The organism is Luteibacter sp. 621 (assembly GCF_050435445.1).
In the GTDB taxonomy this organism is placed as follows: Bacteria; Pseudomonadota; Gammaproteobacteria; order Xanthomonadales; family Rhodanobacteraceae; genus Luteibacter.
The window spans coordinates 22,135-36,799 of record NZ_JBNDKI010000002.1 but is presented as its reverse complement, the minus strand read 5'-3'; the positions used below and the strand labels follow the sequence as shown (position 1 = coordinate 36,799).

General features: G+C 66.4%; 14 protein-coding genes. 9 read left to right on the top strand and 5 right to left on the bottom strand.

What is annotated here, in order from left to right:
- The first annotated feature begins 67 nt into the window (after positions 1-67).
- From ABIE56_RS02450 to ABIE56_RS02430, 5 genes are all read left to right on the top strand, one after another.
- Positions 68-1,384 carry a substrate-binding domain-containing protein gene (locus ABIE56_RS02450; RefSeq protein ID WP_429242254.1) on the top strand — a complete coding sequence of 439 codons (1,317 nt, stop codon included), beginning with the start codon at positions 68-70 and terminating at the stop codon, positions 1,382-1,384.
- 125 nt (positions 1,385-1,509) lie between these two features.
- Positions 1,510-1,947: a hypothetical protein gene (locus tag ABIE56_RS02445; protein ID WP_429242253.1), complete on the top strand. Its 438-nt coding sequence runs from the start codon at positions 1,510-1,512 to the stop codon at positions 1,945-1,947.
- Positions 1,944-2,591 (top strand): prepilin-type N-terminal cleavage/methylation domain-containing protein, encoded by a 648-nt coding sequence (locus ABIE56_RS02440; RefSeq protein ID WP_429242252.1) that lies wholly within the window; start codon positions 1,944-1,946, stop codon positions 2,589-2,591. The genes ABIE56_RS02445 and ABIE56_RS02440 overlap by 4 nt, the downstream gene beginning before the upstream one ends.
- Entirely contained in the window at positions 2,588-3,529 is a 942-nt protein-coding gene (locus tag ABIE56_RS02435) for a general secretion pathway protein GspK (protein ID WP_429242251.1), read from the top strand. Before ABIE56_RS02440 ends, ABIE56_RS02435 begins: the two co-directional genes overlap by 4 nt.
- A gap of 135 nt (positions 3,530-3,664) precedes the next feature.
- Positions 3,665-5,341, top strand: a complete 1,677-nt coding sequence (locus tag ABIE56_RS02430; RefSeq protein WP_429242250.1) for a putative bifunctional diguanylate cyclase/phosphodiesterase — start codon at positions 3,665-3,667, stop codon at positions 5,339-5,341.
- Here ABIE56_RS02430 and ABIE56_RS02425 read toward each other — a convergent pair.
- On the bottom strand, positions 5,326-5,952 hold the full coding sequence (locus tag ABIE56_RS02425) for a hypothetical protein (RefSeq protein WP_429242249.1): 627 nt from the start codon (positions 5,950-5,952) through the stop codon (positions 5,326-5,328). The genes ABIE56_RS02430 and ABIE56_RS02425 overlap by 16 nt on opposite strands.
- 166 nt (positions 5,953-6,118) lie before the next feature.
- Between ABIE56_RS02425 and ABIE56_RS02420 the strand changes: the two genes are divergently transcribed.
- Positions 6,119-7,672: a protein adenylyltransferase SelO gene (locus ABIE56_RS02420; RefSeq protein ID WP_429242248.1), complete on the top strand. Its 1,554-nt coding sequence runs from the start codon at positions 6,119-6,121 to the stop codon at positions 7,670-7,672.
- A gap of 137 nt (positions 7,673-7,809) precedes the next feature.
- Here the strand turns inward: ABIE56_RS02420 and ABIE56_RS02415 are convergent, their stop codons facing one another.
- Positions 7,810-8,631 (bottom strand): alpha/beta fold hydrolase, encoded by an 822-nt coding sequence (locus ABIE56_RS02415; protein WP_429242247.1) that lies wholly within the window; start codon positions 8,629-8,631, stop codon positions 7,810-7,812.
- Positions 8,632-8,764: 133 nt separating this feature from the next.
- Here ABIE56_RS02415 and ABIE56_RS02410 point away from each other — a divergent pair, with 133 nt between their 5' ends.
- The 3 genes from ABIE56_RS02410 (at position 8,765) to sodC (ending at position 11,234) form a co-directional block, all read left to right on the top strand.
- Complete coding sequence (locus tag ABIE56_RS02410; protein ID WP_429242246.1) at positions 8,765-9,853, top strand: class I SAM-dependent methyltransferase; 1,089 nt, start codon at positions 8,765-8,767, stop codon at positions 9,851-9,853.
- The gene (locus tag ABIE56_RS02405) at positions 9,853-10,557 is read left to right on the top strand and encodes a pseudouridine synthase (protein ID WP_429242245.1); all 705 of its coding nucleotides are present in this window, start codon (positions 9,853-9,855) and stop codon (positions 10,555-10,557) included. The genes ABIE56_RS02410 and ABIE56_RS02405 overlap by 1 nt, the downstream gene beginning before the upstream one ends.
- A gap of 146 nt (positions 10,558-10,703) precedes the next feature.
- Positions 10,704-11,234, top strand: coding sequence for a superoxide dismutase [Cu-Zn] SodC (gene sodC / locus ABIE56_RS02400; RefSeq protein WP_429242244.1), 531 nt, complete (start codon positions 10,704-10,706; stop codon positions 11,232-11,234).
- Positions 11,235-11,386: 152 nt separating this feature from the next.
- On the opposite strand, the gene ABIE56_RS02395 is transcribed toward sodC, so the two are convergent.
- The 3 genes from ABIE56_RS02395 to ABIE56_RS02385 form a co-directional block, all read right to left on the bottom strand.
- A complete protein-coding gene (locus ABIE56_RS02395; protein WP_429242243.1) occupies positions 11,387-12,454 on the bottom strand; it encodes a GGDEF domain-containing protein in 1,068 nt (355 codons plus the stop codon).
- A 304-nt stretch (positions 12,455-12,758) separates the two neighbouring features.
- A complete protein-coding gene (locus ABIE56_RS02390; RefSeq protein ID WP_429242242.1) occupies positions 12,759-13,685 on the bottom strand; it encodes an oxygenase MpaB family protein in 927 nt (308 codons plus the stop codon).
- Positions 13,686-13,688: 3 nt separating this feature from the next.
- On the bottom strand, positions 13,689-14,651 hold the full coding sequence (locus ABIE56_RS02385) for a CorA family divalent cation transporter (RefSeq protein WP_429242241.1): 963 nt from the start codon (positions 14,649-14,651) through the stop codon (positions 13,689-13,691).
- Between the last annotated feature and the right edge of the window lie 14 nt (positions 14,652-14,665).

The window sequence follows — 14,665 nt, the reverse complement described above, 5'->3', positions numbered from 1 at the left end:
CCACTTGGGGGGCTTCTATGCAAGGGGTAACACCATGCGTTGCGATTTTTCGATGGGAAACACCCGCATGAAGTTCATTGCGGGCGCTGTTCTGATGAGCCTCGCTTCAGTGGCTGGCGCGCAGTCGCTGGTCGGCGGCGGCGCTACGCTTCCGGCCATTGGTTACACCGGCAGCGCCACCGCTCCGACCAACCTGCCGATCACGCCGGGTGCGGGTTCGCTGCTTAAGGTTTATGGCGACAGCACGTCCAGCGCCACGACGGCCACCTACTGCCCGACCGGCAGCGGCGCTGGTAAGAAGATCCTCGCTGGCAACGACGCGACGGCCCAGGTGAACAACGCCTGCACCACGGCCAACCTCGGCTTCGGCGGCACCGGCCTGACCCAGGCTGATTTCGCGGGTTCCGATGCGCCGATGTCGGTGACCGAGTACTCCGCCTACCAGACTGGCCACGCCTCCACGGGTACGCCCGTGCAGTTCCCGGCCATCTCGGGCGCCATCGCCATCACCTTCAACAAGACCGGCGTCTCGACGCTGACCCTGACCGAAGGCCAGATCTGCGGCATCTTCTCCGGTCAGATCAAGACCTGGAACGACACCGCCCTGACGGGAGCGGGTATCCCGGCTGGCGTGAGCGGCAACATCAACGTGGTGTACCGCAACGACAACAGCGGCACGTCGTTCTCGTTCCTCAACCACCTGTCGGCCGTGTGCCCGCTGGCGGCTAACGTTGCCACCGGCAAGCTCGCTGCCACCCAGTTCAAGACCGCCCAGTCGTTCTGGAACGGTACGGGTGCTTCGGCTTACATCGGTTCGTACGCTTCGGCGCTCCCGACCAACGGCGCCACCGGCGGTAACGCCGGCCTCGTCGCCGCGGTGAACGCCACGGATGGCTCGATCGGTTACGCCGAAGCCGCGAACCCGATCACCGCGCCGGCTCGCTTCGCTTCGGTGAAGAACACCAACAGCGGCGCTTCGGTGAACCCGGCCACGGGCTTTGGCACCACCGCGCTGCCGGTGTCGCTCTCGTTCGGCGTGGCGATCGCCGATGCGCCGGATGCGAATGGCCGTCCGGTCCTGACCGCGCTGGCGGGCAGCCCGCAGTGCGTTGCGGTCGTCGATCCGTCCGCTTACGCCAACCCGACCTCGGGCTACCCGATCCTTGCCGTGACCTACCTGCTGGGTAACGGCCAGAACAACGGTACCCGCGCCGCTGGTGTGAAGGGCCTGCTGTTCTCGCCGTACAACAAGACCACCCGCCCGTCGGTCACCAAGATCGGCCGCGTCGGTACGGGTTACTCCTGGCTGAGCGACTCCGTGGTGCTCGATAGCACGGACGCCACCACCGGTATCCAGGCTCGCCTGAACAGCTGCGTCAACTGATCAAAGCGGTAACTATCCAGGAAGGATGGGCGAAGGGGCGGGCGCAAGCGCGCCCCTTCGTGTTGTCACACCCGCGCGCCGTGTCACGACGCGTGATTGAAACAGTGTGGTGCAAGCCTCGCAACATGGCTCATTTCGCCAACTATCGTCGCTCTGCCGTCGCGGGCTTCAGCCTGCTGGAGACCATTGCGGCCATCCTTCTGCTGGCGCTCGCGTTTGGCGCCGTCATGCATGTGGCGGGTGCGGCGACCGAAGTGACCGGGCACGTGCGTGAACTCAACCGCGTGGCCATGTTCGCCGACACGACGCTGGATAGCGCGGGGCGCCGCGCGCCGCTGCGTGAGGGCCGCCAGGAAGGCTGGTACGACACGCGCTACCAATGGCAGCTACGAGTCACCGCACAGCCGCCCATGCCCGGCCAGACACCCGACTTGCACGCGTACCGGCTCGACCTGGATATCACCTGGCGCGATGGGCGCAACGAGCGCAAGGCGCACTTCGCCACGCTACGCCTGCAGGACGAGCCCGCCCCGGCACCCGCTGCGTCGGTCGCTGGCGCATGAACCCCGCGCGCGGCTTCAGCCTGATGGAAGTGCTTGCCGCGCTGGCGCTGCTGGCCATCCTTCTGCTGGGCGTGTATTCCGGCGTGCGTTCGACCACGTTGAGTACGAGCCGCGGTTCGGCGGTGATCGCCAGGCTGGATGAGGTGCGTGCCGCGCGCGAGTTTTTTCGCCGGCAGCTCGCATCCGCCACCGCGCTCCCATGGAAGACACGGGAGGGTGGCATGCCGGTGGTGTTCGAAGGTGACAGTGAACACCTGCGCTTCGTATCCGCGCTCCCGGGCTACCTTGGCAAGCTTGGCCCGCAGGTGATCGAGGTGCGGTTGGCTGAGGATGAGCACCACGGCCACGCGCTCGAAGCGCGTTTCGCACCGCTTCCAGGCAGCCAGGTCACCGTGACCGAGGGTGCACACGATGTGCTGCTCACGCGCGTAAGCGCGGTACGCCTGCGTTATGCCGCCCGCGGTTCATCCGAGTGGCACGATGGCTGGAACGATCCGCTGTCGTTACCGGGCGCCGTAGAGATCAGCGTGGTGCCCGAAGAGGGGGGAGAGGGTTGGCCCGTGCTTATCGTCGCGCCCCGCCAGGATCCCGATGCCGTCAACGTGCGGGCCGCCGTGCACCGCCTGCCGGAGGCCAACCGATGAAGCGAAGGCAACAAGGGATCGCGCTCCTTGTGGTGTTGTGGGCGTGCACCTTGCTGGCGATCCTGGTGGGCGGGTTTGCCAGCATCGCGCGCGTCGAGGCATTGCAGACGCGCTTCACCCTGGGCCAGCAACGCGCACGGTACGCCGCCGAAGCCGGGATCATGCAGGCGATTGCCACCATCGAGGCGCGCCGGCGGCAGGCGTTGCTGGCGGAAATGAACGGGCAGGCGCCCGCCGCCGCCAGCCTGCCGGGGGATGGCCGCACACTGGCGTTCGCGTTCGAAACCATGCACGTGGCGGTCGGCATGGTGGACGAAACCGGCAAGGTCGATATCAACACCGCCGAACCGCGCACGCTCACGGCGTTGTTCGTGGCAGCGGGGTGTTCGGGTGATAAGGCCGCTGCGCTCACCCGCGCGGTGACCGATTGGCGCGGCCCAACCGTGGGTGGCACCGCCGATGATGGTTCGCCCGCACCCGGCACCGTGGTAGCCGCGGCCACGCCCGCGCGGTACACACCGTTCGCCGCGATCGAGGAGCTGCAGGGGCTGCGCGGCATGGATCCGGATCTGTACACGCGGCTGGAGCCGGCGATCACGATCTGGTCGGGCCAGGGCGCGCCCCAACCGGATTACGCGCCGGCGTTGGCCATGGCTGCGGTGCGCGGCCTGGACGTGGCCACCGCGCGCGCGGTGCTGGCGGCGCGTGAGAGCGTGCCGCCGGGCACGTTCGTGCCAAACCTGCCCGGCGGCATCAGCCTGGGCGGCGCCTTGCCCGGCAACGCCATGACCTTTCATGCCGTGGCCGACGACGGCACCGGTGCCCGCGCCACCGTGGAGGCGACGGTGCAATTCCCCACGGCGACCCCCGAGCGCATCCCCCACCAGCCCCTGTTTACCATCGTGCGCTGGCACGACGGCCCGCCCGCATCCCCTTGAAACAGGCCGCGGCACAGCGCTCTTGCCGACTTCGTGCATTTCCCGCATCCCGACGCGCAGATAAACGGCAATGCACACACCCGCATCACGACGCGGGTCGCAGATTGGCCGCTCATGCAGCTGTAGGGGGTGCACGTGATCCAGGACCTTGCCGGTTGGTCAAAAGTCCTTGAGTTGATGCCCACCGCGATGTTCGTTCGCGATGCGGAACACCGATGGGTGTTCGTCAACCGGATCGGCTGTGAGTACTTCGGGATCACCCCCGGTGACGTGCTGGGCAAGAAGGACTCGGAGCTGTTTCCGCCCGAGCAGGCCGAACGGTTTGCCAAGGGCGATGATGTCGTGCTGCGCGGCCACGAGGTGGTCGAAACCGAGGAATCGGTCTACGACCTGGTGGGCCGCTCCCGCACGCTGCTTACCCGCAAGACGTGCATCGAACTGGATGGCGAGCCGCATGTGCTCGCCTCGGTCACGGATATCACCGAGTTGCGGGAATCCGAAGCGCACGTGCGCTGGCTGGCCTGCCACGATGCCTTGACCGGGCTCTCCAACCGCACGGCGCTGTTCAGCCGCCTGGATGCCGCGGTGGCGCGCGCCGCCGAAGGCACCGCGCAGGCGGCGCTTTACTACCTGGACCTGGATGGCTTCAAGAAGGTAAATGACACGTTCGGCCACCTGGTGGGGGATGAGTTGCTGGTGCAGTTTGGCCAGCGCTTGCGCCACGCCGTGGGCGGCAACGATGTCGTGGCCCGCATTGGTGGCGATGAGTTTGCCGTGCTGGCGGAAGACAGCGGCGATCTCGATATGGATGGCCTGGCGGAGAAGATGCTTACCCTGGCGGCCATACCGTTCGACGTGCTCTCCGCCCGGGCGTTCGTGGGTACCTCCGTGGGCGTTGTCCCGCTGGGCCGCGATGCCGTTGCCTCGGGCGAGATGGCGCGCAAGGCCGATAGCGCGTTGTACGAGGCGAAGAAACGCCGTAACCGTTACGTGATCTACACCGATGCCCTGGACGCCTCGCTGGCCCACCGCCGCGAAGTGGAGGTAGCGCTGGAAGAAGCGTTGCAGAGCGGCGAAGGGCTCAGCTGCCATTACCAACCGATGGTGCGGGCGAGCGACGGCAAGGTGATCGGGCTGGAAGCACTGGCGCGCTGGCGGCACCCCAAGCTGGGCGTCGTGACCCCGGTGCAGTTCGTTGCGGTGGCCGAGGAAACGGGCTTGATCGGGCGGCTCGGCGAATGGGTACTGCGGACGGCGTGTTCGCGCATGGCCGCCGTCGATGATTTGTTTATCGCGGTGAACGTCAGTGCAGTGCAATTGCGTGATGATCGTTTCGCCGATACCGTGATGAAGGTGCTGGCCGATACGCGCCTGCCGCCACGGCGGCTTGAACTGGAAATCACCGAGACCGCCATCGTCAATGCCGATGGTGCTGCCGTCCGCTTACTCAAGCGGCTGCGCAAGGCGGGTGTGCGCATCTCGCTGGATGACTTCGGCACGGGCTATTCCAGCCTTACGCTGCTGAAAGACCTGGACGTGGACAAGGTGAAGATCGACCGCTCGTTCGTACAGATGGCGCCGCTGGCCGAGGACTCTGCCGCGATCGTGCGCGCCGTTTCCAACCTGGGTTCGGCGCTGGGCCTGTGCGTGGTGGCTGAAGGCGTGGAAACCGAGGCGCAGCGGCAATTCCTGCGCGATGCCGGGTGCGACGAGCTACAGGGTTACCTGTTCTCGGCGGCGGTGCCGGAGGATCGCATTGAACGGGTAAGCGGCCTGGTACCGACCCTGGTCGCGGCTCACTCCGTAGGGTAAGCGCTCACTGGCATGGGCCAGGTCCGGCGCAGGTCGGGCATGCCTGGCATGGTGGTGGGTTGCGGCAACGGCAGGGGCATCTGTGCGCCGGCCAGGCCACCCGTGGCATCACCCACGATGGCGATGACGCAACTGCCGCTTTCCTGCGAGGTGCCGAACGACAGCCGGCCCCAGGGCATCTGCATCATGGTGTAGCGGTTCGGCAGCATGGAGGGCGCCGAGGGCAGGGCGGTTTCCGAGCTGGTCACGTGGAAGTGCTCGGCGATGTCCTGCCGGGTGAAGCAGGGGCGCTGCTCGAGCTGGATGGACGTGAACCGGGCCATGGGCACGTCGCCCCCTTCGTTGAACCCCCGCACTTCCAGGGCGGATACCCGGAACCCGTCACGGGTGACGAAGGGCGCGCTGCGCACGATCTGCGGCGGGGCATCGGGCGTGGAATGAAGGCCGCCCGGCACCTTGGCCGAAAGCTGGTTCACCGCGTTGGGCAGGGTCCCCATCGTACCTTCGATCAGCTCCACCAGGGTTTTGTCACTGCGCGGCGGCACGGCGGCGCCCACTGGCGCGGCGACCAGCAGGGCAAGCAACGCGGCGGTGGCAATTGGCGAACGCATCGGGGCCGTCGGTACAGGTTCGGGGGCGCTAGTGTGCACGTTTTCGCGATGGTGTGGTGAGCCGGTATCCCTTCGCCGTGGCCCCCTGTAGGAGCGCGCTCCTACAGGGGTTGTCGCAGCCATCGTGTGGCCGGATATAGGTAGCAACGCCCAAGTCCCCACCCCGATGACAGATCTCCGCTTCGACAATGCCTTCAGCCGTGAGTTGCCCGCCGATCCCGATACCCATCTCGCCCCGCGCCAGGTGACCGGTGCCGCGTTTTCATGGGTTGAGCCCACTCCCGTGGCCGCTCCACGGAACGTGGCGGTCGCCGAGGATGTGGCCACGATGCTCGGCATCGACCCGGCGCGGCCGGACTTCGCGCAGGTTTTTGCCGGGAACGCCTCGCTGCCCGGCATGACCGGCTATGCCATGGCTTATGGCGGTCACCAGTTCGGTCACTGGGCGGGGCAGCTCGGTGATGGCCGCGCCATAGGGCTGGGCGAGGTGCTGACCGCCCACGATGGCCGCCAGGAAATCCAGCTGAAGGGCGCCGGGCGCACGCCGTACTCGCGCGGGGCGGATGGCCGGGCGGTGCTGCGCTCGTCCATTCGTGAGTTCCTGTGTAGTGAGGCCATGTTCCACCTGGGCGTGCCGACCACGCGCGCCCTGGCTATCGTGGCCACGGGCGACCAGGTCGTGCGCGACGTGATGTACGACGGCAACCCCGCCGCCGAGCCCGGTGCGATCGTGACCCGGGTGGCACCGAGCTTCCTGCGCTTCGGCAGCTACGAGCTACCGGCAGCCCGAGGGGATACGGCGCTGCTGCGCCAGTTGGTGGACTTCACCATCCGCACCCACTTCCCGGCGGTCGACGCGCTACCGGAAAGTGAGCGCCATGCGGCGTTCTTCCGTGAGGTCTGTGCGCGCACGGCACGGCTCATGGCCGAATGGATGCGCGTGGGCTTCGTCCATGGCGTGATGAACACCGACAACATGTCCATCCTTGGGCTCACCATCGATTACGGCCCGTACGGCTGGGTTGACGACTTCGACCCGGACTGGACGCCGAACACCACCGACCGCACGCACCGCCGGTACCGCTTCGGCCACCAGCCACGCATCGGCTACTGGAACCTCCAGGCGCTGGCCCAGGCGTTGTCGCCCCTGTTCGATGGCGCGGCCGCGCTGCAGGCCGGGCTCGATCACTACGTGGACGTGTTCGAGGCGACGGATGCGGCGTACTCGGCCGCCAAGCTGGGCCTGCTGCATGCCCGCGAAGGCGATGACGACCTGGTGGCCGACCTGCGCGGGGTGCTCACGGCGGGCGGCATGGATATGACGATCTTCTACCGCGACCTGGCCTTGCTTGATGTGGGCAAGCCGCATGCTGGCGTGGTGGGGGCCGCGTTCTACAGCGAGACACAGCGCGCGGCGGTCGGCGAGGCGCTGGAGGCATGGCTGGCCCGTTACGCCGCACGCGTGCGCGACGATGAGGCGAGCGAGGGCGAGCGCCTGGCGCTGATGCATGCCAGCAACCCGCGCTACGTGCTGCGCAACTACCTGGCTCAACTGGCGATCGACAAAGCGGAGCAGGGCGATAACAACGGTGTGCTCGAACTGCTCGAAACCCTGCGCGATCCGTACGATGAACAACCGGGCCGTGGCCACCTGGCTGGCCGCCGCCCGGAGTGGGCCAGGAATCGGGTGGGGTGTTCGATGCTCAGCTGTAGCAGCTGACGGTTCGGTAAACCCTGATCGCGCGTAAGCGCGCTCCTACAATGCGGGTGGCCTGCTGTAGGAGCGCGCTTGCGCGCGATGGGTGCTTGCGGCAACGTGGATCGCGTGCAAGCACGCTCCTACAACGGTGCAGGGCCTCAGCCGCGCGCGAACGCCAGCAGATCGGCGTTGAACTTGTCCTGCTCGGTGGTCACCAGGCCGTGCGGGGCGCCTGGGTATTCCTTCAGCGTGCCGTTCTTCAGGCGCTTCACGCCCGAGCGGGCAGCGGCATCAATGGGCACGATCTGGTCATCGGTGCCGTGGATCAGCAGCACCGGGACATCGATCTTGTCCAGGTCCGGGCCGTAATCCACTTCGGAGAACTCGCGGATGCAATCGTACTGGCCCTTCAGGCCACCGAGCATGCCCTGCATCCAGAAGGAACGGCGTGCACCGTCGGAAACCTTTGCGCCCTCGCGGTTGAAGCCGTAGAACGGCAGCGAGAGATCCCAGTAGAACTGCGAGCGATCGTTCCACACGCCATCGCGGATGCCATCGAACACGGCCTTCGGTAGCCCCAGTGGATTGGCTTCGGTCTTGATCATCTGTGGCGGCACGGCGCCGACCAGCACGGCGCGCGCGACGCGCTTGGTGCCATGGCGGCCCATGTAATGCGCTACTTCGCCACCACCGGTGGAGTGGCCGACCAGGATGATGTCCTTCAGGTCCAGCGCCTCGATCACCGCATGCAGGTCGTCCGCATACGTATCCATGTCGTTGCCATCAAACGTCTGCGTCGAACGGCCATGGCTGCGGCGGTCGTGCGCGATCGTGCGGAAACCGTTGTTCGACATGAACATCATCTGTGCGTCCCACGCATCGGCGCTGAGCGGCCAGCCATGCGAGAACACGACCGGCTGGCCGTTACCGAAGTCCTTGTAGAAGATTTCGGTGCCGTCTTTGACCTTGATATAAGGCATGGGGGTGCATCTCCATGGGGGAAAGTCGGGAAGGCAGAGTCTCGCCGCTGCCGCCGCGGTGTTATTGGACAAAAATGCGGGTGGCGCACAAAAAGATAGAATGGGAGGTCCAAGCCTTTTCGAGAGTCCCCCTTTGTCCGCCGGTACCGCCTCCGACGCCGCCCTAGAAGCGCTGTTCGTTCCCTTTGCGACGGGCGAGCTCGCGCTGCCCCCGGAGGGTGGCGTGCTCGTGCTGCGCGCGCGAGAAGGCGTGGCGCTACGCGAACACATCCGCCCCGGCTGGCTGCTGCAGCAATCGTTCGCCCCCGCGGCCAACGCCCTGGCCCGCCACCGCTACGACGTGGTCGCGGACCCTGCTCTTGTAGGAGCGCGCTTGCGCGCGATCGGCGCCGCCGAAACGTTTCATACCATCCTCATCCTCCCCACTCGCCAACGCGAAGAATCCCGCGCACTCTTCGCCCAGGCCATGCAACTCGTGGCGCCCACGGGTGTTGTCGTCGCCAGCGTCCCCAATGCGGAAGGCGCGAAAACGGCGGAGTCCGACCTGGCGCTACTGGCTGGCGGCGTGGGGCAGCTTTCCAAGCACAAGTGCCGGGTTTTCTGGACGCGCCCTGGCGCTCAGCCGGATCCTGCGCTCCTTGCGGACTGGCTCGCACTCGACGCACCGCTGCCGATCGCCGATGGTCGTTTCATCAGTCGCCGCGGCCTGTTCGCGTGGGATCGCATCGATACCGCATCAGCGTTGCTCGCCAGCGTGCTGCCCGCTGACCTGCGTGGCCGCGTCGCCGATCTCGGCGCCGGGTTCGGTTACCTCGCCTGCGAAGTGATCGACCGCTGCGCGGCAGTTACGTCGGTCGATCTGTTCGAAGCCGAAGGCCGCGCCATTGAACCGGCCCGCGCCAACATCGCCGCTGCCGTGGCGCGTAGTGGCCGCGACATCGCCACGCGTATTGAATGGCACGATGTCACCCTCGGCATCGACGGCCGTTACGACGCCATCGTCTCCAACCCGCCTTTCCACCAGGGCCGTGCCGATCAACCTGATCTGGGCCGTGCCTTTATCGCTACCGCTGCCCGCGCACTGACGCCGGGTGGCCGCTTCTGGATGGTCGCCAACCGCCATCTCGCTTATGAGGCCACGCTGGGTGCTTGCTTCGGGCAAGTACGTACCGTGGTCGAGCGCGATGGTTTCAAGGTGATAGAAGCTAAGGATCCCCGCTGATGAAACTCGTACGTCTTCTCGCCAACCTCGGCTACGGCAGCCGCAAGCAGGTGGCTCAGCTCTTCCGCGAAGGCCTGGTCACTGATGCCTCCGGTGAGGTGCTTTACGCCGACGACAAGGTGGAACACGCCGACGTGCGCTTCGAGGGCGAGCCGCTCGATCCGCCGCAGGGCCTGATCCTGATGCTCAACAAGCCCACCGGCTTCACCTGTTCGCGCAAGGATGTGGGCCGGCTGGTGTATGACCTGCTGCCGCCGCGCTTTGGCGTGCGTAATCCGGTGCTTTCCACGGTGGGCCGGCTGGACCGGGATACCTCGGGCCTGCTGTTGTTCACTGACGATGGCCAGCTGCTGCACAAAATCATTTCGCCGAAGAGCGCGCTGGCGAAGGTGTACGAAGCCACGCTCGCCGAAGACCTGGCTGGCAACGAAGGTGAGCTGTTCGCCGCGGGCACGCTCATGCTCGAGGGCGAAACCGATCCGCTGGAGCCCGCAACGCTTGAGGTGCTTGGCCCACGCCACGTGCGCCTGTCCATCACCGAGGGCCGCTACCACCAGGTGCGCCGCATGTTCGCTGCCGTCGGCAACCACGTCGAAACCCTGGAGCGCGTCGCCCTTGGCGGGCTCACGCTGGGTGGCCTGGAACCCGGCAAATGGCGCCTGCTGACCCAGGACGACATCAACACGATCTTCGGGACCCTGTAGGAGCGCGCTTGCGCGCGATGGGTGCTCGCGGAAGCGTTAATCGCGCGCAAGCGCGCTCCTACAGGTGTTGCGGCCGCCTGTGGACGCGACGTGCACGCCCGGTGCAGTATCCCGGGCTACGCCTTATCCAACGCTGGGAGAGCAAGATGAGAAAGATCGTACTGATCGCCGCAGGGCTGCTGGTGTGTGGCGCCGCGCAGGCCGCCGACAAGAGCGTGACCGTGCCGATGACCATGGTCTCGACCGATGGCACGGGTACGTCCGTGGGCTCGGTCACCGTCAGCGAAAGCGCCGGCGGCCTCGTCTTCACGCCGGACTTGAAGGGCCTGCCACCTGGCGAGCATGGCTTCCACCTGCACGAGAAGCCGAGCTGCGCCCCGGGCGAGAAGGATGGCAAGAAGGGCGCTGCGCTGGCCGCGGGCGGCCACTTCGATCCGGAACACACCGGCAAGCACGAGGGCCCGGAGTCGGCCGCCGGCCATGAAGGCGATTTGCCGAAGATCACCGTGGGCGCCGATGGCACGGACACCACGGCGGTGACCGCGCCGCGCCTGAAGAGCCTGGCCACGCTGAAGGGCCATGCCCTGATGATCCACGCCGGTGGCGATAACTACGCCGACCAGCCGAAACCGCTGGGCGGTGGCGGGGATCGCATTGCGTGCGGTGTGGTGAAGTAAGCCTGGGCGATATCGCACATCGGATCGCGCGCAAGCGCGCTCCTACAGGGTTGCGTGTGTAGGAGCGTGCTTGCACGCGATGGGCGTTGCCGCAGCGTGGATCGCGCGAGCACGCTCCTAAAGGACGGCTGTTGTCGCAGCGCGCCACTGGCTTAGAACAGATCGATACTACCCAGTGCCACCGGCGCGCCCAGCTGGCCGCGTTCGGTCAGCGTTTCGAAACCCTGCACGCTGTTCCGGCCATTCTGTTTGGCGTAGTAAAGCGCCTTGTCGGCGCGATCGAGCACGATCTCGGGGTAGTCGTTCTCACTGATGCGCGCATAGCCAATGCTCACGGTGACGTGGCCGACCTGCGGAAACGCCCAGTTCGCCACGTGCTCACGGAACCGTTCCAGAGCACCGGCGGCCGCGGCCTCGTCTTCCGAGGCGATCAGCATCACGAATTCTTCGCCGCCGAACCGGAACAGCACGTCGTTCTGGCGGAAACACGCGCGCATCTGCTGGGCGAGCATCAGGATCACCTCGTCGCCATAGACATGGCCCCAGGTATCGTTGATCCGCTTGAAGTGGTCGATATCGAGGATGGCGAGGTAGATCTGCGCGACGTCGTCACAGGCCAGGCGGCGCTCTTCATCCTTGCGCAGCACGCGGGCGCGTTGGCGTTGCAGCTTCAGGAGGCGCTGCAGGCGCTGTTCGAAGCTGCGGCGGTTGTACAGGCCGGTGAGCTTGTCGCGCTCGCTCTCGTTGAGCAGGGCAATGTAGTTGGCGTAGATACGGGCAAAGCCCTCCACCATCACCCGCACGTTATCCAGCGTGTCGTCGGCTTCGAGCATGAGCGCACCAATGGCGACATGCTCGCGGATGATCGGCACCACCAGGCGGCAACGCCCCTCGTCGGTCACATCGGATATGACTTCCAGCGTTTCCATGGCGCACACGATCGTGTCCACCGGGTCGCCATCGCGCATGGGCTCCACGGCTTCCACCACGCAGCGGCCATCGTCGTTGCGCGTGCACACGGTGAGCGATTCCACCGGGTGTTGCAGGCTATCGCCCGCCTTGCATAGCGTGACGTTCTTCACCGCCACCAGCTCGGCCATGGATAGCACCAGGCTGTGATCCAGTGCATCGATATCGCGGTGATGGGTGAACTCGGCCACGGAGGCGAGCAGCCGGGATTCCGGCATGCCACCGGCGAGCGAATGCCAGGGCGCCGTCACAGCAGGCCCGTGCCCGCGACCCCATGGCCGCCGTTGAACGTAAGAAGTCGCACCGAACCCATCCTCCCCCGAGAAGGCCCCCTGTCAGGCCTGGTGATCGCGACGCACCGGGAAGCTGCCCACTTCCCCTTACTTACGTATAGCGACCGGCAAGCCAACAACTTTAATGCAATTTCTCACGAATGGGTGAGAACTGCGATGCAGGTCTCATAGGATGGCCTTCACATATCAGGAGAGCCCCTGTAGGAGCGCGCTGGCGCGCGATGGTTCTTGCCGCGAGCACCCATCGCGCGCAAGCGCGCTCCTACACGGTGGCCCTGGGCCACGTTGTGAGGATCCCGCGGTCGACGCCGACGCGGCGGCAGGAGCGGGTGGCGACGCCTTCGTTCAGCGCCGCACGGAACAGGGGCGCCATGCCGCGCAGGGTCGCGGCGGCCATGCGCCCCTTTAGCTGGTCGGCCGGGGTGCGGCGCAGCAGTTCGCTGGCCCACGCAGGCAACAGGTGCGCGCCCGCATGCAGGAACACATCGCGCGAGAGCCCGGCCAGGGGGACCGGTAGGTCCAGGTCGGCCAGTACCTCGAGCACCACGCGCGTGCGCTCGGTGTAGGCGAGGGTGGGGATGACATCGCGTACGTAGTCATCCATCGCGGCAACGGACCCGGGCACATCGCGTGCGCCCAGTGCTTCCGCAACCCGGCGGGTTTCATTGAAATAGGCGTCGGCCATCGCCCGGGGTACCGCCATCGGGCCGTACGTGCGGAACCCGGCCAGGAAGCTCGCCATTTCACTGACGTGCACCCAGGTGAGCAGGTCCGGGTCGTCGGCGGAGTAGGGCGCGCCAGCCTCATCGACGCCACGCACCTGCGCATGGATGCCACGCACGTGCGCGATCATCCGGTGGGCTTCCGCCGTGGGCGCGTAGGTGGTTCCACCCACGAACGCGGTGGTGCGGCGCAGTCGGCCGACGAGGTCGGTGCGGAAGTTCGAGTGATCCCACACGCCCGCCAGCGCGCGTGGGTGCAGGGTCTGCAGGTACAGCGCGCACAGCCCGCCGGCCAGCATGCCGCAGAAATCGTTATGGATGCGCCACGTGACCGAATCGGGGCCGAACAGGCCCGGGTCACCCGCCGGGTGCTCGTAATCGATCCCGCCCGAAGGCGGCTTGGGGAACGCGGTCATGACCCAGCGCCGGATCGGCGCGGTGGCAGGGCGTAGCAGGTGGCCGAGCATGCTTTAGTCCCCCGACCACCAGCCACGCCACTTAAAGAACAGCACGGGCAGCGCCATGCTGATGAGCATGACGCCGATCGCCATGGGGTAGCCCCAGTGCCAGTTGAGCTCGGGCATGTCCTTGAAGTTCATGCCCCAGATGCCAGCCAGGATCAGCGGCGGAATGGTGGCGACGGAGGTGACCGTCAGCACTTTCATCACGTGGTTCTGATCGGTGCTGATGAAGCCCAGGGTGGCATCGAGCAGGAATTGCAGCTTGTTGGTGAGCTGGTCGTCGAACTCATCCAGCGTGCGCAGGTCGTGGTCCACCACGCGCAGGCGCACTTCCACCGCATCGGCCATCCAGTCGGGCTTCTTCGCCCGTACGAACGAGACGATGCGCTGCACCCCAAGCATCGAGGAGCGGTTGCGCGCCTGCATGCCTTCCAGGCGGCCCACCTCCAACATGCAGTCGCGAAGCACGGGCGTACCCAGGCGCTCAGGAGTGAACACCCGGTCGGAAAGCTTCTTCAGTTCCGCGGAGACATCTTCCATGCGTTGCGCGCCGAGGTTCACGATCGCTTCGATCAACGTGGCCAGCACATCGGCGCTGGATTCCCACTTCTGGTGCTCGCAACTGGCATTGGCCAGGTCGAACGCCGGCGATTCGGTGAAGCGCAGCGTCATCAGCACATGGTTGGTCACCACGATGCCCACCGGTTGCGCGGCGTGGCCGTTGTTCGTGTCGGCGAAGTAGGGGATCGATAGGTACATGGCGTCGTCATCCGTGCGGATGCGGCTGGAGAGCGCCAGGTTCACGATATCGGAGCGCTCGGGTACGCGCAGGCCGGTGATCTCGGCGGCGCAGCGGCGTTCGTCGTCGCTGGGTTCCAGCAGGTCGATCCAGATGGGCGCCTTGGGCTTGCCCATGCCCGCATGCCAGATGGTCGGGCGTTCGTGTTGGCCGTGTTCGTGGACGATAAGCACGTGCGTTCGGGTCC

What these genes read in the sequence shown, in the direction of transcription:
- ABIE56_RS02405 (WP_429242245.1), top strand. Translation starts at nt 9,853, where the DNA reads ATGAAACTCGTACGTCTTCTCGCCAACCTCGGCTACGGCAGCCGCAAG.
- ABIE56_RS02420 (WP_429242248.1), top strand. Translation starts at nt 6,119, where the DNA reads ATGACAGATCTCCGCTTCGACAATGCCTTCAGCCGTGAGTTGCCCGCC.
- ABIE56_RS02435 (WP_429242251.1), top strand. Translation starts at nt 2,588, where the DNA reads ATGAAGCGAAGGCAACAAGGGATCGCGCTCCTTGTGGTGTTGTGGGCG.
- ABIE56_RS02415 (WP_429242247.1), bottom strand. Translation starts at nt 8,631, where the DNA reads ATGCCTTATATCAAGGTCAAAGACGGCACCGAAATCTTCTACAAGGAC.
- ABIE56_RS02390 (WP_429242242.1), bottom strand. Translation starts at nt 13,685, where the DNA reads ATGCTCGGCCACCTGCTACGCCCTGCCACCGCGCCGATCCGGCGCTGG.
- ABIE56_RS02440 (WP_429242252.1), top strand. Translation starts at nt 1,944, where the DNA reads ATGAACCCCGCGCGCGGCTTCAGCCTGATGGAAGTGCTTGCCGCGCTG.
- sodC (WP_429242244.1), top strand. Translation starts at nt 10,704, where the DNA reads ATGAGAAAGATCGTACTGATCGCCGCAGGGCTGCTGGTGTGTGGCGCC.
- ABIE56_RS02445 (WP_429242253.1), top strand. Translation starts at nt 1,510, where the DNA reads ATGGCTCATTTCGCCAACTATCGTCGCTCTGCCGTCGCGGGCTTCAGC.
- ABIE56_RS02425 (WP_429242249.1), bottom strand. Translation starts at nt 5,952, where the DNA reads ATGCGTTCGCCAATTGCCACCGCCGCGTTGCTTGCCCTGCTGGTCGCC.
- ABIE56_RS02450 (WP_429242254.1), top strand. Translation starts at nt 68, where the DNA reads ATGAAGTTCATTGCGGGCGCTGTTCTGATGAGCCTCGCTTCAGTGGCT.